Source organism: Streptomyces sp. NPDC056296 (assembly GCF_042268605.1).
Taxonomy (GTDB): Bacteria; Actinomycetota; Actinomycetes; order Streptomycetales; family Streptomycetaceae; genus Streptomyces.
The window spans coordinates 30,641-49,083 of the sequence record NZ_JBHJRX010000018.1 but is presented as its reverse complement, the minus strand read 5'-3'; the positions used below and the strand labels follow the sequence as shown (position 1 = coordinate 49,083).

The window sequence follows — 18,443 nt, the reverse complement described above, 5'->3', positions numbered from 1 at the left end:
AGGGGGTTCGGTCCGCAGACCGATGCCGTTCGGGGGCGGGCAGTCGCACCATGGAGACATGAGCGCAGCAACCATCTCCCCCGCCCCGGCACCGGGCCGCGCGTCCGGTGCCACGCCCGTGGCCGGCAGCCACCGGCACCGGCTCGGTGACGCCCTGCGTGTCGTCAGGGTGTTCGCGGGCGCCGCCTTCGACGTGGTCGTGCTCGGCGAGTACGGCGAGGAGGCCGGCGTCCGCCGCCGGTGACCCGCGGGCCTTCTCAGACCCCTTCGGACAGGATCTCGTCCGCGTCCATGATCCGGTACGCGTAGCCCTGCTCCGCCAGGAAGCGCTGGCGGTGGGCGGCGAAGTCCTGGTCGAGGGTGTCGCGGGCGACGACCGAGTAGAAGTGCGCCTGGTGGCCGTCGGCCTTCGGGCGCAGCACCCGGCCGAGGCGCTGCGCCTCCTCCTGCCGGGACCCGAAGGTGCCCGACACCTGGACGGCGACGGTCGCCTCCGGCAGGTCGATGGAGAAGTTCGCGACCTTGGAGACGACGAGGACGCTGATCTCGCCCTGCCGGAAGGACTCGAAGAGCTTCTCCCGCTGGGCGTTGGACGTCTCGCCCTTGATGACCGGCGCGCCCAGGTGCTCGCCCAGTTCGTCGAGCTGGTCGATGTACTGACCGATGACGAGGATCTGCTGCCCGGCGAAGCGCCGCACGATCGCCTCGGTCACCTTCCGCTTGGTCGCGGTCGTCGCGCAGAAGCGGTACTTCTCCTCCGTCTCGGCGGTGGCGTACGCGAGCCGCTCGGAGTCGGTGAGGTTGACCCGGACCTCCACGCAGTCGGCGGGCGCGATGTAGCCCTGCGCCTCGATCTCCTTCCACGGCGCGTCGAAACGCTTCGGGCCGATGAGGGAGAACACGTCCGACTCGCGGCCGTCCTCCCGGACGAGCGTCGCGGTCAGGCCGAGCCGCCGCCGCGCCTGGAGGTCGGCGGTGAACTTGAAGACCGGCGCCGGCAGCAGGTGCACCTCGTCGTAGACGACCAGGCCCCAGTCCCGGGAGTCGAACAGCTCCAGGTGCGGGTAGACGCCCTTCCGCTTCGTCGTCAGGACCTGGTAGGTGGCGATGGTGACGGGCCGGATCTCCTTCTTCGTCCCGCTGTACTCGCCGATCTCGTCCTCGGTCAGGCTGGTCCGCTTGATCAGCTCGTGCTTCCACTGCCGGGCGGAGACGGTGTTGGTGACCAGGATCAGCGTCGTCGACTTGGCCTGCGCCATCGCACCCGCCCCGACCAGCGTCTTGCCCGCGCCGCAGGGGAGCACGACGACGCCGCTGCCGCCGTGCCAGAAGTTCTCCACCGCCTGCTTCTGGTACGGCCGCAGCGCCCACCCGTCCTCGGCCAGCTCGATGGCGTGCGCCTCGCCGTCGACGTACCCGGCGAGGTCCTCGGCGGGCCAGCCCAGCTTCAGCAGCGTCTGCTTGATCTGCCCGCGCTCGGAGGGGTGCACGGCCACCGTGTCGGGGTCGATACGGGCACCGACCAGCGGCGCGATGCGCTTCGACTTCAGGACCTCCTCAAGCACCGGCCGGTCGGTGGTCGTCAGGACCAGCCCGTGCGCCGGGTGCTTGGAGAGGGTGAGGCGGCCGTAGCGGTCCATCGTCTCGGCGATGTCGACGAGCAGCGCGTGCGGCACCGGGTAGCGGCTGTACTCGACGAGCGCGTCCACGACCTGCTCGGCGTCGTGGCCCGCCGCCCGCGCGTTCCACAGGCCCAGCGGCGTCACCCGGTAGGTGTGGATGTGCTCCGGGGCCCGCTCCAGTTCGGCGAACGGCGCGATGGCCCGACGGCAGTCGCCGGCCTGCTCGTGGTCGACTTCGAGGAGCAGGGTCTTGTCGGACTGGACGATCAGCGGACCATTCACGGGCGGCACCCTTTCGCGCGCGTACGGCCGACAGCGACTGGACGGATCGGCCAAACGTCCAGTGTGCCTGATCGCGGAGTGGGGCCCCGCCGCTACCGGACAGTGATGTTGTTGATCAGCGGGCCCTCGATCGTGACCCCCTCCGTGACCAGGGACTCCACGCCGGCGGCCGGCAGGGGCAGCGGCAGCGCGGCGGCCTCGGGGGCGAGTGCTCCGAAGAGCGCCGCGGCGGTGATCAGGGCGGCGACGGAGACGGCGACGGCGGCGCGGGCGGTGCCGTCCGGATCGGTGAGCTTGGAGCGCATGGCGTGCCTTTCGAAAGGCTGGGGGCCGGGGGAGGGGGAGGGAGGAGGGGGGAGGAAGGCGGGCCGGGCCCGGGGGGACCCGGCCCGCCGTCAGGGGACGTGGAACGTGGCGTTCAGAGGGTGGTCAGCGAGTGGTCAGAGGGTCACGCCCCCACCGAGGTCGATGCCGACCGCGGCGGCCTCGGCGGCGAACGCCGCGATCAGCGCGGCGGTGGAGGTCAGGACAGTGGCGACTCGACGAACGGCACGCATCGGGTGGTTCCTTTCGGTTCGGTGTGCAGGACACCCGGTGGCTGCCCGACCGCCGAAAAATCGATGCGGATTATGAAAAAAGCTCCCTCGCAGGTGCTAATCACCCGGCGTGGCGTGCATGATCCGGCCCGTACCCCCGAAAGGGGGGCGCGTCAGAGGTGAGGGGAGGGGCGCGTCAGCCCGCGTCCTCGGCGAGCTCGGCCACGCCGGTGATCCGGTGCAGCGGATACGTGCGCACCTCGTCCGCCGTGTGGTCGTACGCCGTCACGAAGCCGCCCTCGACCCGGATCGGCGCGATGACGCGCTGGCTGGCGGAACCCTCGGCGTTCACGTAGCCGATCCACAGCGCCTCGCCGGTCATGACGGCCGCCTGCATGGTGGCGAGGGTCTCGGCGGCGCCGGTACGGGGCAGCTCGCCCCCCGCCACCGGGGCGCCGCCCGCGTCGCTCCCGGGACCCGGCTTGCGCGGGGTCGTGGCGGCCAGGTCGCCGGCCCGGACGGCGCGGACCGCCGCCGCCAGGAGCGTGTCGTCGGGGGCCGTCGGACCGTCCGGGACCGGCTCCGGTGCCGCCCGCGGCGGCGTGCGGTGGGCGTCGGCACGGGCGATCAGCACATCGCCCGCGGCGGACTCGGCGGCCGGCGCGAACCCCATCGAGCGCAGCCCCTCAAGGAGCGCCGCCGGGTCGGCCTGCGCGGCCAGCACGGTCGGCGCGAGACGGCGCAGGCCGAGGCCGGAGGCCCGCTTGTCGGCGAGGATCTCGTCCAGCGTCGCGTCGTCGTCGCAGCGCACGTACGCCGAGGCCGCGCCCACCCGCAGCCGCCCGTGCCGCCGGGCCACGTCGTCGATCAGGTACGTGAGCGGCTGCGGCACCGGCGTGCGGGAGTGCCGGGCGAGGAAGGCGTGCAGGTCGGCGGCGGCCTGTCCGGCGTCCAGCGCGCGGCGCACCGAGCCCGGCGTGAACCGGTAGACGGTCGCCCCGCCCTTGGACTCCACGTCCGCGAGCACCCCGAGGACATCGGCCAGCTCAGGCTCCAGCGGCCCCGGCGCCACCGCCGTCAGGTCGGCCTGGAGCAGCACGTGGTCCAGCGGTTCGGGGAACAGCGGCGCGAGCAGCCGGGCGGCCCGTGCGGTGGCGGCGGCCTGCTCGGCGGGGGTCGCGGGCGCGGGCACGGGCGGGGTGCGGTGGTGGTGGACGGGGAGCTTGTCACCGGGACCCTCGGCCGCCTCGGTCGCCTTGGCCGGGTGCGGCGGCTCCGGCGCCCCGATCAGCGCCCGCCCCGGAGCCGCCAGCGCGCCGCGCCCGGTGACGCCCAGCAGCTCGGCCTCGGACAGCGTCCAGCGGGCCAGCCGGGTGCGCAGGTCGTCGTCCCGCCCGTCCAGCCCGTCCCGCCGGGGCCCGCGCAGCGGACGTTCCCAGCGCAGCCGGGCCAGCACCGACTCCTCGGTGGGCGAGGCCCCCTCGGGCAGCCCCGCCAGCAGGGCCAGCACCCGGTGCCGTACCTCCGGCGCCGCCGAGCGGTCCAGATTCGGGCCCAGCGCCGAGAGCGTACGGTCCTTCGCGTCCCGCCCGCCGACCACACCCGGCGTGCGGGTGGCCGTCAGCCACGTCCCGGCGAGCCGCGCCCAGCGCTCCGAGGTGGGCAGCTCCCGCCACTCGTCGTACGCCGGGGTCGCCGCGTACCGCTCGTCGGCCTCACCGTCGGACGCGATCAGCCCCGCCGCGTAGGCCAGCTCGACCCAGAACGCGGCCACCGGCTCGGGCACGTCCAGCGCGACGGCCGTCCGCTTCAGGTCGCGCACGCTCAGCCCACCGGCCCGCAGCACCGTCGGGCCGCCCTCGTCCCACTCCTTCAGCAACTCCTCGACGGTCGCCAGCGCCGACAGGGCCTGCCCGGCCGCGGTGGCGTCCACAACCTGTGGACGGTGCGTGGCGGCGGCCTCCACCGGCGGCGGCACCGGCTCGGGCGTGCGGTGCGCCCGGCCCGCGCGCAGGTGCAGGGCGACCTCGCGGGGCAGGACGACCGTGCCGGGCGCGGTCGGCAGCAGCAGGCCGGCGTCCAGCAGCCGGCGCAGGTGAGCCGCCGGATCGTGGGTGACCTGGCCGTACGGCGGGCCCCACACCAGCCGGGCCAGCACCTCGCGGGACTCCTCGGGCAGACCGGCGAGGAGCCTCGCCATCCGCGGCCGGTCGGCGAACAGCGCACCGAGCGCGGACACGGCGGAGACGGAGTCATGGGTCGAGGGCAGGCCGACGGCGGCCAGGATCTCCTGGATCCGGCCCGGCGACATCCCCGCCGTCGCCTCCCGCACGGAAGGGCCGAGCCCCGTCGGAGAGGGATGCTGCGGTGAGGGCGCGAGCAGCTCACGGGCGGTGCGCACCAGCCGCAGCCGGTCGTCGGCACCCCACACCAGGGCCTGTTCCCGCAGGAGGGCGACGGCCCGGGGCAGGGCCGCCGTGATGACGGGGTCCCGCTCGTCACCGGCCATGAGCCGGAGCAGCTCGTCGTACGGCGCCGGGTCCACCGCCACCGCCAGCGCCTCCGCCGCCTGCAGCGCGAACCGGTCCAGCCGCTCCAGCGCCCGTACGACCGAGGCGCGGGTGCCCGCCCGGGTGGCGAGCTGCGTCAGGTCCGTGGGCACGGGGGTGATGAGGTCGGGACGGCTGCGCAGGAGGGCGGCCAGCGAGACGTCGTCCCTGACGCGGAGCGCCTCCGCGAGGGACCGGGGGGCCGCGGACTTCTCCTCGGTGCTCATCCGGCCCACGTTAGCGGGTGGGCAGGACGGTGGGGTGCGCGTGCGGTCGCGCGGTGCGGGTCCGCCGCACCCGGGAGGATTCGGTACCTTCGTCCGACGGCGTACGACAACACACCGCCCCGGAGGGCTCCGTGGGGATCGAGAGCGACCAGGTCGTCTACGAGTACCTGAGCCGCGTCGGCGACGTGGCCCAGCAACGGCAGCTGCCGTCGGCCACCCGCATGCGGCTGGTCTCCGAGCTGCGCGACGAGATCGACCGGCACCGCGCCAGGACGACCGTGGACAGTCCCGCCGCCGTCCGCCGCATCCTGGACCGGCTCGGCAGCCCGGCCGACATCGTCGACGCGGCGGGCGGCACGAGCGCGGCCCCGCGGCCATCGGTGCCGCCGCCCACCGCCGTCCCCGAGCAGCGGGAGGGCCGGCCGCGGAAGGCGGAGCGGCTCAAGGGCCTGCGGCGCGCCGTCCCGCGCCCCCGCCCGGACGCGCCCGATTCCCCGCCCGCACCCGCGCCCGCTGCCTCCCCGCCGCACCTGGCGAGCGCACACGAGCTGGGGGACAGCGGCGGCGCACAGCCGGACTGGTGGCGGGTGGACAACGGCCCGTTCGGGGGCGGCGTCGACAGCGTGCCGGGGTTCGTCGGCGGCGTGGAGATCCCGGAACTGCTCAAGCCCCCGCCGCGGGACACGGACGCGACGGACGGGGCGGCGAAGAAGGACGGGGCCGCCGAGAAGGCGGCCGCCGGGGCGGTGGTGGAGGCCGTGGAGCCGGTCGCCGGGGCGTCGGACGGAGCCCCGCGCCGCCGCCTGCCCCGACTGTGGCCCGAGGGCGGCTGGAACAACCCGCTGCTGCTGCTCGCCGCCGCCCTGCTGGTCGCCGGCGCCGCCCTCGGCAGCCTCGTCCCGCTGGGCCTGGGCTGGCTGATCGCCTACCTCTCCCGCCGCCTCACCCCGGCCCAGTCGAAGTGGGCGGTACTGGGCCTGCCCGGTACGGTCGCCGCCGCCGGCGCCGTCTGGCTGTGGGGCCGTACGGAGGGCCGCTGGGGCGACCCGATCGCCGAGGGCCACATGAACGACGCCGTCACCGAGACCTGGCCCTGGGTCCTGCGCACGGCCGCCGTCGCCACGGCCCTGTACCTCCTCTGGCGCTCCCGCCGCCCCCGGGGCTGACCCGCCGGCCCGCCCGGCACAATGGGCCCCATGGCCTCCACGACCCGTCCCGCGCCCACCGTCGGCTTCGACCTCGACATGACGCTGATCGACTCACGCCCCGGCATCCGCGCCTGCTACCTGGCGCTGACCGAGCGGACGGGCACGTACGTCGACGCCGACCTGGCCGTCACGCGGCTCGGGCCGCCCTTGGAGGAGGAGCTGGCCCACTGGTTCCCGGCCGAGGCGATCGCCGCCACCGCCGAGCTGTACCGGGAGATGTACCCGACGTACGCCGTCGCCGCCACGCCCGCGCTGCCCGGCGCCCGGGAGGCCATCGCCGCCGTACGCGAGGCGGGCGGACGGACGATCGTCGTCACCGCCAAGTACGAGCCGAACGCCAAACTGCACCTCGCACACCTCGGCATCGAGCCGGACGCCGTGATCGGCAACCTGTGGGCCGAGCAGAAGGCCGTGGCGCTGCGCGAGCACGGCGCGGACGTGTACGTCGGCGACCACCTCGGCGACGTACGCGGCGCACGCGCCGCCGGCGCCCACTCCGTCGCCGTGGCCAGCGGGCCGTGCGGCGCCGAGGAACTGCGCGCGGCCGGCGCGGACGTCGTCCTCGCCGACCTGACGGAGTTCCCGGAATGGCTCGCGGGCTACCGCGACGGTGACGCCGACGGGGCGGCCGCGGCGCGGGCCTGACGCCGGCCCGCCGCGATGGACCGGAACACCCCCGCACCGGCGATCAGGAAGCCCACTCCCATCAGCATGCTCAATCCGAACATGTAGGTGGGAAAGGGCGTCGTCCCCAGAAACAGCGGGGCCACCGTGACCAGTGTGGCCACGGTTCCGACGAAGAAGACGATCGCACCGGCACGGATCAGTCGGTCACCGGGCGCGGCGGAATTCGTTTGGGTTTTGTCACGCACCCGACCAGGGTAGTTCCCATGCCTGGGGAACGACCGGGGGACGTCTTGTCACCGGCCTGAAGACCATTAGCCTTGGTACCGGCGGGTCAGGACGACCCGCCCAAGTGCTATCAGAAGCCGTTTCCGAGCAGTTTTCCGACGAGTACGAGGACGAGGACAGACGTGCCTACCGGCAAGGTCAAGTGGTTCAACAGTGAGAAGGGCTTCGGCTTTCTCTCCCGCGACGACGGCGGTGACGTCTTCGTCCATTCCTCGGTCCTCCCCGCCGGAGTCGAGGCACTGAAGCCGGGCCAGCGCGTGGAGTTCGGCGTCGTCGCCGGGCAGCGCGGCGACCAGGCACTGTCTCTCACCCTGCTGGACCCGGCTCCCTCGGTCGCGGCCGCGCAGCGCAAGAAGCCCGACGAGCTGGCCTCCATCGTCCAGGATCTGACCACCCTCCTGGAGAACATCACCCCGATGCTGGAGCGGGGCCGCTACCCCGAGAAGACCGCCGGCAAGAAGATCGCCGGCCTGCTCCGCGCGGTCGCCGACCAGCTGGACGTCTGACCCGCACGCCGCACGCCGCACGTCTTCACGCCGCACGTCTTACGGAAAAGCCAGCGCGTCCGGGCCGAGGGCCGGTACCAGTCCCTCGGCCGCCGCGCGGGTCAGCAGGCCCCGGATCGCCGCGTAGCCGTCCTCGCCGAGGTCGGCCGTGAACTCGTTGACGTACAGCCCGATGTGCTGGTCGGCGACGGCCGGGTCCATCTCCTGCGCGTTCTCCATGACGTACGGCCGGGAGACCTCCGGGTCGTCCCAGGCCGCGCGTACGGACGCGACGACCGAGTCGGCGAGGCGGGTCAGCGTCTCCTCGCCCAGCGACCGCTTCGCGATGATCGCGCCGAGCGGGATCGGCAGCCCGGTGGTGTGCTCCCAGTGCTCGCCCATGTCGGCGAGCTTGTGCAGCCCGTAGTTCCGGTAGGTGAAGCGCGCCTCGTGGATCACCAGACCCGCGTCGACCTTCCCGTCCCGCACGGCCGGCATGATCTCGTGGAACGGCATGACGACGATCTCGCCGACCCCGCCGGGTACGGTGTCGGCGGCCCACAGCCGGAACAGCAGGTACGCCGTCGACGTCTCGCTGGGCACCGCGACCGTACGGCCCCTCAGGTCCGCTTCCGCCTCCCGGGTCAGCACCAGCGGCCCGCAGCCCCGGCCCAGCGCACCGCCGCAGGGCAGCAGGGCCCAGTCGTCGAGGACGTACGGCAGCACGGCGTACGACACCTTCAGTACGTCGAACTCGCCGCGTGCGGCCATGCCGTTGGTGATGTCGATGTCCGCGAACGTCACGTCGAGGGCGGGGGCGCCGGGGACCCGGCCGTGGGCCAGGGCGTCGAAGACGAAGGTGTCGTTGGGGCAGGGCGAGTACGCGATCTGCAAGGGCTCAGTCGTCATGTCGGTTCCAACTCGTGAGGACGGGTGCGAGCTTCCCGAAGGCGTCCGTCAGGGCCCCGAGCGCGTCGCCGATGCGCCAGGCGGCGCGGTCGCGCGGGCCCACCGGATTGGAGACCGCGCGCAGCTCCAGCACCGGCACCCCGTGCGCGGCGGCGGCCTCGGCGACGCCGAAGCCCTCCATGGCCTCGGCCAGCGCGCGCGGGTGACGGGCGCGCAGCAGCGCGGCGCGTTCGGCGGTGCCGGTGACGGTGGACCCGGTCAGGACGGTGCCGGGGCGGGCCCCGGTCGCGGCGGCGACGGCGGCGGCGAGGCCGGCGGGCGGCCGGTGGGTGACGGTGCCGAAGCCGAGGTCGGTGACCGGCAGGAAGCCGTCGGCCGTCTCGGCGCCCAGGTCGGCCGCGGTGATCTCGTCGGCGACGACGAGCGAGCCGACGGGCGCGTCCGGGGCGAAGCCGCCGCCGATGCCGGCCGAGACGACCAGGCCGTAGGGGGCGCCGTCGAGGGCCGCGGCGGTCAGCGCGGCGGCGGTGGAGGCGGCGGCGAGGGCGGGGCCGACACCGGCGGCCAGCAGGTCGAAGCCGCCCGGGAGCCGGTGCAGGGTCACCCCGGGGCTCGACACCTCGGCGCCCCGCTGTTCCAGGAACGCCCGAGCCACCGCGTCCCGTTCGACGGGGACCGCGGTGGCCACGAGGACGCGCACGGAGGACGTGGTCAGTCGTCCTTCTTCAGCTTGAAGGACCACAGACCGGTGGCCTCCTCGCTGTCGTCCTTGCCGTCGCCGGCCTTGATGGTGACGAGCGTCGAGTCGCCCTGGGCGCCGTACTGGGCGTTGAAGAACACGCTGCCCGGGACCGTGCGGTACGTGTTGTCCGTGTCGTCGGTCAGCTGCTGACCGTTCATCAGGATCGTCCAGCGCTCGTCGGCGACCTCGGGGTCCACGCCGAAGCGCACCGTGTCGTCGGGGTTGACCGTGATGGACTCGACGTCGTCCTTCTGGAGGCACTTCTGGATCTCGGCGGTCTCCAGGACCTTGCCCTCACCGCCACAGGTGGCGTCGGAGCTGACCGAGTCACTGCCGACCGTGACCGTCGCCATGGGCGTCGGCTTGTCACAGGCGGACAGCAGGAGCAGTCCAGCGGATACGGCGCCTGCGGCGGCGACGGCGCGGCGGCGTCGCACGGAGGATTGCAACGTGGTCATGGGCGAAGGCTATACGGCGCCTGTGGCCCGTTCCCCACCTGGGTACGGCGTGGCGTGGTCACGCCACCCTCGGTCGCGCCGGACCCCCGTGCCGGGCCGAGTCGATCAGACCCCGTACGGTCGTCAGCCACCCGGCGGCGATGATCACGGCGGCCACCGACAGGCCCAGCGTGCCGTTCAGCGGCAGCACGATGCCCACCGCGCCGCCGAACACCCAGGAGACCTGGAGCAGCGTCTCGGAGCGCGCGAACGCCGACGTGCGGACCTGCTCGGGCACGTCCCGCTGGATCAGCGCGTCCAGGGACAGCTTGGCCAGCGCCTGCGCGAACCCGGCGACCGCGGCCAGACACGCCACCAGCACGGTGCTGAAGAACACCGCGGCCGTCACCGCCGTACCCAGCACGATCGCGACGACCGTCACGATGATGATCTCCGGCGCGCGCGAGCGCAGCCACGCCCCGACCGCCGTGCCCAGCGCGTTGCCCGTACCGGCGGCGACGCCCACGATCCCCAGCGACACGGCCGCGCTCTGCCCGGACAGCGGATGCACGCGCAGCAGGAAGGCCAGGAAGAAGATCAGGAAGCCGGACAGGCAGCGGATGCCGGCGTTGGCGGCCAGCGCGTGCGTCACCGCCGGGCCCACCGTGCGCAGCCCGGGCCGCTTGACCGGCTTGCGGTGCGGGCCGTGCAGATGCCGCTCGTCGGCCGCGAGCAGCGCCCGGTCCTCGCCGCGCGCCGAGTCCACCTTCGGCGGCAGCGTGAACGACAGGACGGTGCCCGCCACGAAGATCACGAAGGCGCCGTACAGCGGCCAGCGCGGCCCGACCTGCTGGAGCCCCGCCGCGATCGGCGCGGCGACGCCGGTGGCGAGCAGCCCGCACAGCGTGACCCGCGAATTCGCCTTCACCAGGGAGAAGCGTGGCGGCAGCAGCCTGGGCACCACCGCGCTTCTGACCACGCCGTACGCCTTCGAGGCGACCAGCACGCCGAGCGCGGCCGGATACATCTCGATGCTGCCGCTGATCACCGCCCCGGACAGCACCAGCGCGAGCAGCGCCCGGGCGCCCATCGCGGCCGCCATCGCCGCGCGGCGGCCGTGCGGCAGCCGGTCCAGGAGCGGGCCGATCACCGGCGCGAGGAGCGTGAAGGGCGCCATGGTGATGGCCAGGTAGAGCGCGACCCGGCCGCGCGCCTCGTCGGTGGGGACGGAGAAGAAGACGGTGGAGGCGAGGGCGACCGTGATCATGACGTCGCCGGCGCCGTTCACCCCGTGCAGCTCGATCAGCTTGCCGAGGCCGGACTCGCCCGCGCCGTGCGCGTGCGTCGCCTTGCGGATGCCGCGCGCGGTCCCGGTCACCGGCAGGCGCAGGGCACGGCCGACCGCACGGAACCGGGAGCCGGGGCCGCGCCTCCGGCTCCCGCCCTTGAACTCCGTCCGTGCGGCTGCCACCCCGTCATAGTGCCCCGAGAGCGGGGGCTATAGCGTCGATACGGCACGGATGGCGGTGATCGAGTCGGGTGACACCGACCCCGACAGCACCGGGGAACGCGGGACCTTACCCCGCCGAAACTCCCGTCGGTGTAGGCCCAGCGCACATGAGCAGGTAGCGTGCCTAGCGCGCCGTGGCGAACGTTCTCGGCCGCGCGCCTTACGGCCATCCCGCAGAATGGATGACGTAGGTGTGCCCGAGCGCGATCGGGCGCGGACGTCGACGCGGTCCACAGGTCCGCTCCGTCCGCCCCTCGCAGGCAGCGGCGCACTCGTGAGACGGCGTATGGAGAGAAGCGATACCTGTGAGCGCAGCGACAACGCGAAGCCGCACCCCTGACCGTCTGTGCGCCGAGGCCGTCGACCTCGCCCGCGCCGCAGCCGAGGAGGCCGCCGCACCAGGCGTCGTCGGCGAGCACGAGGGCATGGTGTCGGAGGGCGACCGGGTCGTCACGCACCACTTCGCCTGCAAGGAGCTGGGGTACCGCGGCTGGCGCTGGGCCGTGACCGTGGCCCGCGCCTCCCGCGCCAAGATCGTCACGGTGGACGAGGCGGTACTGCTGCCCGGCCCGGACGCGCTGCTCGCGCCCGAGTGGGTGCCGTGGAGCGAACGGCTGCGTCCCGGCGACATGGGCCCCGGCGACCTGCTGCCCACCGACGCGGAGGACCTCCGGCTGGAGCCCGGCTGGACCGGCGAGGACGAGCCGCCGCCGAACTCCGCCGTCTCCCACGAGATGGCCGAACTGGTGGAGGCGGAGGACGCCGAGGTCACGGCGGGACCGCCCGCCGAGCTGTCGGCCGTCCCGGCGCGCGGCACGATCTCGGCCGTCGCCGAGGAACTGGGCCTGCGCCGCACCAGGGTCCTCTCCCGGTACGGCCTGCATGTCGCCGCGGACCGCTGGGAGGACGACTTCGGCCCCAAGACCGCGATGGCCCAGGCGGCCCCCGCGTCCTGCGTGAGCTGCGGCTTCCTGGCCCGTATCGGCGGCTCGCTGGGGCAGGCCTTCGGGGTGTGCGCCAACGAGTTCTCTCCGGCGGACGGACGGGTGGTGTCGCTGGCCTACGGGTGCGGCGGGCACTCCGAGGCCGCGGTCATGCCGAAGCCGCCGCGGGTGGCTCCGCCGGTGATCGACGAGACGCGGGTCGATCCGTTCCCGCTGCGGCCGGCGGCGGACTCCGGGTCGGTGTCGGTGGCCGAGGACGAGGCGTCGGCGGAGCTGGGGCACTCGTAGCGTGCGCGGGCTTGTGGCCGGGGCTCCGGGGGCTGCGCCCCCGGACCCCGCTTCGGCCTTGACGGCCTCGTCCTCAAGCGCCGGACGGGCTGATTGTGCCGGTCGGCGTTCCAACGGGTGAGTGCCGGGGCGGTACCTTCATGGTCCGTCGATGAGGAGAGTCACCGTGAGCATGTTCGTGCGGCCTGCCGCCGAGGGCGCGGATCCGTTCGGTACGGCGCGTCTGCGGCGCGGTGTGCTGGACGCCTGGGCCACGAGCCCGGCCCGGTTCCGTGAGGACGCCAACGCGGAGGAGGACCTCGTCCTCGGCGGCTACCGCGACCGGCTGGTCGTCGAGCTCGCGCAGAACGCCGCCGACGCCGCCGCACGGGCCGGTGTGCCCGGCCGGCTCCGTCTCACCCTGAGGGACGGTGTCCTGGTCGCCGCCAACACCGGCGCCCCGCTGGACGCGGCCGGCGTCGAGTCGCTGTCCACCCTGCGGGCCTCCGCCAAGCGGGACGCCGGGGACAGCGCGGTAGGCCGGTTCGGAGTCGGCTTCGCCGCCGTCCTGGCCGTCACCGACGAGCCCGCCGTCGTCGGCCGGCACGGCGGTGTGCGCTGGTCCCTGGTCGAGGCCCGGGGCCTGGCCGCCGACACCGCGCTGCACAGTCCCGGCCTGGGGGACGAGATCCGGCGGCGCGACGGGCACGTCCCGCTGCTGCGGCTGCCGTTCCCCGCCGAGGGCACCGCGCCCGACCCCTACGACACGGCCGTCATCCTCCCGCTGCGCGACACGGCCGCCGCCGACCTCGCCGAACGGCTCCTGCACGCCGTCGACGACGCCCTGCTCCTCGCCCTGCCGGGTCTGGAGGAGGTCGTGGTGGAGGTGGCGGACGAGGTGCGCACGCTGGGCCGCCGCACCGAGGGCGTCCTGACCGTGGTGGACGACTCCCGGGAGGGCGTCACCCGTTGGCGCACCGTCGCCGCGCACGGCCCCCTCACCCCCGACCTCCTCGCCGACCGGCCGGTGGAGGAGCGGCTGCGCCCCCACTGGTCCGTGACATGGGCGGTGCCCGTGGACGCGGACGGCGGCCCCGAACGCCCCCGCACCAGCCCCTTCGTCCACGCGCCGACGCCCAGTGACGAGCCCCTCGGCGTGCCCGCGCTGCTCATCGCCTCCTTCCCGCTGGACTCCACCCGCCGGCACGCCGCGCCCGGCCCGCTGACCGACTTCCTGACGGAACGGGCCGCGGACGCCTACGCAGGGCTCCTCGCCGACTGGCGGCCGGTGGTGACCGGCCTCATCGACCTGGTGCCCGGCCCGCTGGGCAAGGGCGAGCTGGACGGCGCGCTGCGGGCGGCGATCCTCGAACGGCTGCCGCGCACCTCCTTCCTGCCGCCCGCCGCCGGACCGCGCGAGGACGACCCCGACCTGCCCGAGTCCCTGCGGCCCCGCGACGCCGAAGTGGTGGAGGGCGCGGGCACCGACACCGTGCGGGTCCTCGCCGAGGTGCTGCCGACCCTCCTGCCCGCCGGACTCGAACGCCGGGCGGAACTGCGCACGCTGGGCGTGGCCCGGGTACCGCTGACCGACGCGATCGACCGGCTGGCCGGGCTGGAGAAGGCCCCCGACTGGTGGCGGCGGCTCTACGACAGCCTCGCCGGGGTCGACCCCGACCGGCTGACCGGGCTGCCCGTGCCCCTCGCCGACGGACGCACCACCATCGGCCCCCGGCAGGTGCTCCTGCCCTCCGGGGCGGCCGCCTCCCTCGACCCGGAGGTCCTCACCCGCCTCGGTCTGAAGGTCGCCCACCCGGACGCCGCCCACGGCCTCCTGGAGAAGCTCGGCGCCCTCCCGGCCACCCCGCGCGCCGTGCTCACCACCCCGCAGGTCCGGGCCGCCGTCGCCGCCTCCCTGGAGGACGACGGCGGCACGAACTGGGAGGATGACACGCTCGACGCCGACGAACTGGCCGACACGGTCCTCGGCCTGGTCCGCGACGCCGGACTCGACGCCGGGGAGGAGCCCTGGCTGGGCGCGCTGGCCCTGCCCGACGAGGACGGAGAACTCTCCCCGGCGGGCGAACTCGTCTTCCCCGGCGGCCCGTTCGCCCAGGTCATGCGCGAGGACGAACTCGCCTCCGTGGACGCGGAGCTGGCCGAGAAGTGGGGGCCGGAGCCCCTGGCCGCCTGCGGGGTGCTCGTCACCTTCGCCCTCGTCCGCGCCACCGACGTCGTCCTCGACCCGGACGAACTGGAGCCCCGCGAGGGCGACTTCGCCGAACCGGACGACGCGGGCCTGCTGGACGCCGTGGACGTGTGGAGCGAGGACGTCCTCGACCGCTTCCCGGACAGCCCCGTCCCGCCGGTCGCCCCCGAGATCGTCGCCGTGCGCGACCTGGACCTCGTGGACGACGACCGGTGGCCCGAGGCCCTCGCCCTGCTGTCGCGGCCCCCGCTGCGCGACGCGCTCGTCCAGTCCGTACGCGTCCTCCTGCCCGACGGCACCCACGAGGTCGTACGGCCGTACACCGCGTGGTGGCTGCGCGGACACCCGGTACTCGGCGGGCGGCGCCCGGCGGGTCTGCGTGCGGCGGGCGGCGACCCGCTGCTGCGGGGCCTGTACGACGAGGCCGACGCCACCGGTTTCGAGGACGAGCAGGTGCTGCGGGCGCTGGGCGTACGGACGTCGGTGGCCGCCCTGCTCGAAGAACCCGGCGGTGCGGCGGAGTTGCTGGACCGCCTCGCCGACCCCGACCGCCCGGTCACGGCCGCCCAACTGCACGCCCTGTACGGCGCGCTGGCCGAGCTGGACCCGGAGCAGGTCACCCTGCCGGACGAGGTGCGGGCCGTGGTCGACGGCCGGGTGGAGGTGGTGGACGCCGCCGACGCGGTGGTCGTCGACTCACCCGACCTGCTGCCCTTCACGTCCGGCGTCCCGCTGCTGCCGGTACGCCCGGCCCGGGCCGCCGAGCTGGCGGAGCTGTTCCAGGTGCGGCGGCTCAGCGAGTCCGTCACCGGCGAGGTGGACTCCGAGGGCACCGAGCACGACGTACCGGAGCCGGTGCGGACGCTGCTCGGGGCGCGCACCCCGGCGTCGTACGTGGAGCACGAGGAGCTGGTGGTCGACGCTGTGGAGATCGACTGGCGGCTGACGGCCGACGGGGCGTTGCACGCGGCGACGCTGGAGGGGGTGGCGGCGGGGCTGGCCTGGGCGGCCGGTCAGTGGCCCCGCCGCTTCGAGGTCGCGGCGCTGCTGGAGGACGAGTCACGCACGGAGGAACTGGCGCGGGACCGCTGGTTCGACTGAGGGCTGAGGAGCGCCCCGAAGGGGCGCGGGGAACTGCGCGACCAGCCACAACGGCGCCGCAGCGAACCACGGACCGCTATACCGGAAGGCGCCGGTCCACCCACCTCCACGTCAGCTCCAACAGACCCGCACCGACCACCGCGATGCCGACGGCAGTCCACGGCATCGTCACCCCCACCAGCTTCAGCGCGAAGAAGTCCTGCAGCCACGGCACCGCCAGTACCACCACGAAGCCCAGGCCCATCGTCGCCACCAGCGCCACCCGCCACCACGTATAGGGCCGCGCGATGATCGCCAGCACCCACATCGAGATCAGGAACAGCGTCAGCGTCGCCGCGCTGGTCTCCGCGTCCAGCGCGCCCGGCCCGGAGTAGTGCTGCCGGGCGATGAGGTACGTCGTGAAGGTCGCCGCCCCGGCCAGCACCCCGCCCGGGATCGCGTACCGCATCACGCGCCGTACGAAGTGGGGCTGGGCCCGTTCCTTGTTCGGGGCGAGGGCCAGGAAGAAGGCGGGGACGCCGATGGTGAGCGTGGAGAGGAGGGTGAGGTGGCGGGGCAGGAACGGGTACTCGACCTGTGAGCAGACGACCAGGATCGCCAGCAGCACCGAGTACACGGTCTTCACCAGGAACAGGGTCGCGACCCGGGTGATGTTGCCGATGACCCGGCGGCCCTCGGCCACCACCGAGGGCAGCGTGGCGAAGCTGTTGTTGAGCAGCACGATCTGCGCGACCGCCCGGGTGGCCTCCGATCCGGAGCCCATCGCCACACCGATGTCGGCGTCCTTGAGCGCCAGGACGTCGTTCACGCCGTCGCCGGTCATCGCGACCGTGTGGCCGCGGGACTGGAGGGCGCCCACCATGTCCCGCTTCTGCTGCGGGGTGACCCGCCCGAACACCGTCCCCCCGTCGAGCGCCTCGGCCATCTCCTCCCGCTCGGCGGGCAGCCGGCGCGCGTCGACGGTCGCGCCGGACAGCCCGAGCTTGGCGGCCACCGCGCCGACCGACACCGCGTTGTCACCGGAGATGACCTTGGCGCGGACGTCCTGGTCGGCGAAGTAGCGCAGGGTGTCGGCGGCGTCCGGGCGCAGCCGCTGCTCCAGGACGACCAGGGCGGTGGGCGTGACGCCCTCGGCCACGCCGGGGTCGTCCAGGTCGCGGCCTGCGCGGGCGAGCAGCAGTACGCGCAGCCCCCGCTCGTTGAGCCGCGTGGTCTCGGCGAGCGCGGGGTCGTCCTCGGCCAGCAGCACGTCGGGCGCGCCCAGCAGCCACGTGCCGGAGGCGCCGTCGCCCTCGACGAGGGTGGCGCCGCTGTACTTCCGGGCGGAGGAGAAGGGCAGGGACTCGGCGCAACGCCAGTCCCCGGCGGCTTCGGCGGCCGGGTAGGCGTCGATGATCGCCTGCAGGGAGGCGTTCGGGCGCGGGTCGGACTCGCCGAGGGCGCCGAGCACCGTGCGGACGTGACTCTCGTCGGCGCCGTCGAGCGGACGCAGTTCGGTGACGTCCATGCCGCCCTCGGTGAGGGTGCCGGTCTTGTCCAGGCAGACGGTGTCGACGCGGGCCAGGCCCTCGATGGCGGGCAGTTCCTGGACGAGGCACTGCTTGCGGCCGAGCCGGATGACGCCGATCGCGAAGGCGACGGAGGTGAGCAAGACCAGGCCCTCCGGGACCATGGGCACGATGCCGCCGACCGTCCGCGCGATGGAGTCGTCCAGCTCGTTGTCCTTGGCGACCAGCTGGCTGAGGATCAGGCCGATCGCGGTGGGGATCATCATCCAGGTGACGTACTTCAGGATCGTGGAGATGCCGGAGCGCAGCTCGGACTGGACCAGGGTGAAGCGGGAGGCCTCCTCGGCGAGCTGTGCGGCGTACGCCTCGCGCCCCACCTTGGTCGCCCGGAACGCGCCGCCGCCCGCGACCACGAAGCTGCCGGACATGACCTGGTCCCCCGGCTGCTTGACGACCGGGTCGGCCTCGCCGGTCAGCAGGGACTCGTCGATCTCCAGCCCGTCCGCCTCGACGCACACCCCGTCGACGACGACCTTGTCCCCGGGCCCGATCTCGATGACGTCGTCCAGCACGATCTCCGAGGTGCTGACCTCGGCGGCCGTCCCGTCCCGGCGTACGGTCGGGCGGACCTCGCCGATCAGGGCGAGGGAGTCGAGGGTCTTCTTCGCCCGCCACTCCTGGATGATGCCGATGCCGGTGTTGGCGAGGATCACGAAGCCGAACAGGCTGTCCTGGATCGGCGCGACGAACAGCATGATCACCCAGAGCACGCCGATGATCGCGTTGAACCGGGTGAAGACGTTGGCGCGGACGATGTCGGCCAGTGAGCGGCTGCTGCGCACCGGTACGTCGTTGACCTGACCGCGCGCGACCCGTTCGGCGACCCCGGCCGCGGTCAGGCCGGTCGCCGGGGAGGCGGCGTGGAAGGGGTCCGCGGGATCGAGTCGGTCGTCCGCGTCGAGATGCGTCATGCGTTCGACGGTAAGGGCGGATTT

Annotated in this window: 15 protein-coding genes; 6 read left to right on the top strand and 9 right to left on the bottom strand. The window is 74.1% G+C overall.

From position 1 onward, the window contains the following. The first annotated feature begins 58 nt into the window (after positions 1 to 58). The gene (locus ACFCZF_RS15635) at positions 59 to 244 is read left to right on the top strand and encodes a hypothetical protein (RefSeq protein ID WP_375917620.1); all 186 of its coding nucleotides are present in this window, start codon (positions 59 to 61) and stop codon (positions 242 to 244) included. 13 nt (positions 245 to 257) lie between these two features. On the opposite strand, the gene ACFCZF_RS15630 is transcribed toward ACFCZF_RS15635, so the two are convergent. The 3 genes from ACFCZF_RS15630 to ACFCZF_RS15620 form a co-directional block, all read right to left on the bottom strand. Next, on the bottom strand, positions 258 to 1,904 hold the full coding sequence (locus tag ACFCZF_RS15630) for a DNA repair helicase XPB (protein ID WP_376672101.1): 1,647 nt from the start codon (positions 1,902 to 1,904) through the stop codon (positions 258 to 260). Positions 1,905 to 1,996: 92 nt separating this feature from the next. Then, positions 1,997 to 2,209, bottom strand: a complete 213-nt coding sequence (locus ACFCZF_RS15625) for a hypothetical protein (protein WP_376672100.1) — start codon at positions 2,207 to 2,209, stop codon at positions 1,997 to 1,999. Positions 2,210 to 2,636: 427 nt separating this feature from the next. Beyond that, positions 2,637 to 5,216 (bottom strand): helicase-associated domain-containing protein, encoded by a 2,580-nt coding sequence (locus tag ACFCZF_RS15620; protein WP_376672099.1) that lies wholly within the window; start codon positions 5,214 to 5,216, stop codon positions 2,637 to 2,639. A 131-nt stretch (positions 5,217 to 5,347) separates the two neighbouring features. On the opposite strand from ACFCZF_RS15620, the gene ACFCZF_RS15615 reads away from it, so the two are divergent. Both ACFCZF_RS15615 and ACFCZF_RS15610 read left to right on the top strand, forming a co-directional pair. Further along, positions 5,348 to 6,382, top strand: coding sequence for a hypothetical protein (locus tag ACFCZF_RS15615; protein ID WP_376672098.1), 1,035 nt, complete (start codon positions 5,348 to 5,350; stop codon positions 6,380 to 6,382). A 30-nt stretch (positions 6,383 to 6,412) separates the two neighbouring features. After that, positions 6,413 to 7,069, top strand: coding sequence for an HAD family hydrolase (locus ACFCZF_RS15610; protein WP_376672097.1), 657 nt, complete (start codon positions 6,413 to 6,415; stop codon positions 7,067 to 7,069). Here the strand turns inward: ACFCZF_RS15610 and ACFCZF_RS15605 are convergent. Then, positions 7,024 to 7,296 carry a hypothetical protein gene (locus ACFCZF_RS15605; RefSeq protein ID WP_376672096.1) on the bottom strand — a complete coding sequence of 91 codons (273 nt, stop codon included), beginning with the start codon at positions 7,294 to 7,296 and terminating at the stop codon, positions 7,024 to 7,026. The genes ACFCZF_RS15610 and ACFCZF_RS15605 overlap by 46 nt on opposite strands. A 162-nt stretch (positions 7,297 to 7,458) precedes the next feature. On the opposite strand from ACFCZF_RS15605, the gene ACFCZF_RS15600 reads away from it, so the two are divergent. Next, positions 7,459 to 7,842 (top strand): cold-shock protein, encoded by a 384-nt coding sequence (locus tag ACFCZF_RS15600; RefSeq protein WP_053132946.1) that lies wholly within the window; start codon positions 7,459 to 7,461, stop codon positions 7,840 to 7,842. Between the two features lie 39 nt (positions 7,843 to 7,881). Here the strand turns inward: ACFCZF_RS15600 and ACFCZF_RS15595 are convergent, their stop codons facing one another. Genes ACFCZF_RS15595 through ACFCZF_RS15580 form a run of 4 tightly spaced genes read right to left on the bottom strand, consistent with a single transcriptional unit; the run spans position 7,882 to position 11,380 of the window. Next, positions 7,882 to 8,730, bottom strand: a complete 849-nt coding sequence (locus tag ACFCZF_RS15595; RefSeq protein WP_376672095.1) for a 1,4-dihydroxy-6-naphthoate synthase — start codon at positions 8,728 to 8,730, stop codon at positions 7,882 to 7,884. After that, entirely contained in the window at positions 8,720 to 9,430 is a 711-nt protein-coding gene (locus tag ACFCZF_RS15590; RefSeq protein WP_376672094.1) for a futalosine hydrolase, read from the bottom strand. Before ACFCZF_RS15590 ends, ACFCZF_RS15595 begins: the two co-directional genes overlap by 11 nt. An 11-nt stretch (positions 9,431 to 9,441) precedes the next feature. Then, entirely contained in the window at positions 9,442 to 9,930 is a 489-nt protein-coding gene (locus ACFCZF_RS15585) for a DUF2771 domain-containing protein (RefSeq protein ID WP_376672093.1), read from the bottom strand. Positions 9,931 to 9,988: 58 nt separating this feature from the next. Further along, positions 9,989 to 11,380, bottom strand: a complete 1,392-nt coding sequence (locus ACFCZF_RS15580; protein ID WP_376672092.1) for an MFS transporter — start codon at positions 11,378 to 11,380, stop codon at positions 9,989 to 9,991. 344 nt (positions 11,381 to 11,724) lie between these two features. On the opposite strand from ACFCZF_RS15580, the gene ACFCZF_RS15575 reads away from it, so the two are divergent. Both ACFCZF_RS15575 and ACFCZF_RS15570 read left to right on the top strand, forming a co-directional pair. After that, positions 11,725 to 12,651, top strand: coding sequence for a DUF3027 domain-containing protein (locus ACFCZF_RS15575; protein ID WP_376672091.1), 927 nt, complete (start codon positions 11,725 to 11,727; stop codon positions 12,649 to 12,651). A gap of 166 nt (positions 12,652 to 12,817) precedes the next feature. Then, complete coding sequence (locus ACFCZF_RS15570; RefSeq protein ID WP_376672090.1) at positions 12,818 to 15,940, top strand: sacsin N-terminal ATP-binding-like domain-containing protein; 3,123 nt, start codon at positions 12,818 to 12,820, stop codon at positions 15,938 to 15,940. Positions 15,941 to 16,016: 76 nt separating this feature from the next. Here ACFCZF_RS15570 and ACFCZF_RS15565 read toward each other — a convergent pair whose 3' ends face one another. Next, positions 16,017 to 18,419: a cation-translocating P-type ATPase gene (locus tag ACFCZF_RS15565; protein ID WP_376672089.1), complete on the bottom strand. Its 2,403-nt coding sequence runs from the start codon at positions 18,417 to 18,419 to the stop codon at positions 16,017 to 16,019. Positions 18,420 to 18,443 lie beyond the last annotated feature (24 nt).

Excerpts from the sequence above, each read along its gene's own strand:
- ACFCZF_RS15635 (WP_375917620.1), top strand. The coding sequence starts at position 59 with ATGAGCGCAGCAACCATCTCCCCCGCCCCGGCACCGGGCCGCGCGTCC.
- ACFCZF_RS15625 (WP_376672100.1), bottom strand. The coding sequence starts at position 2,209 with ATGCGCTCCAAGCTCACCGATCCGGACGGCACCGCCCGCGCCGCCGTC.
- ACFCZF_RS15620 (WP_376672099.1), bottom strand. The coding sequence starts at position 5,216 with ATGAGCACCGAGGAGAAGTCCGCGGCCCCCCGGTCCCTCGCGGAGGCG.
- ACFCZF_RS15610 (WP_376672097.1), top strand. The coding sequence starts at position 6,413 with ATGGCCTCCACGACCCGTCCCGCGCCCACCGTCGGCTTCGACCTCGAC.
- ACFCZF_RS15595 (WP_376672095.1), bottom strand. The coding sequence starts at position 8,730 with ATGACGACTGAGCCCTTGCAGATCGCGTACTCGCCCTGCCCCAACGAC.
- ACFCZF_RS15585 (WP_376672093.1), bottom strand. The coding sequence starts at position 9,930 with ATGACCACGTTGCAATCCTCCGTGCGACGCCGCCGCGCCGTCGCCGCC.
- ACFCZF_RS15565 (WP_376672089.1), bottom strand. The coding sequence starts at position 18,419 with ATGACGCATCTCGACGCGGACGACCGACTCGATCCCGCGGACCCCTTC.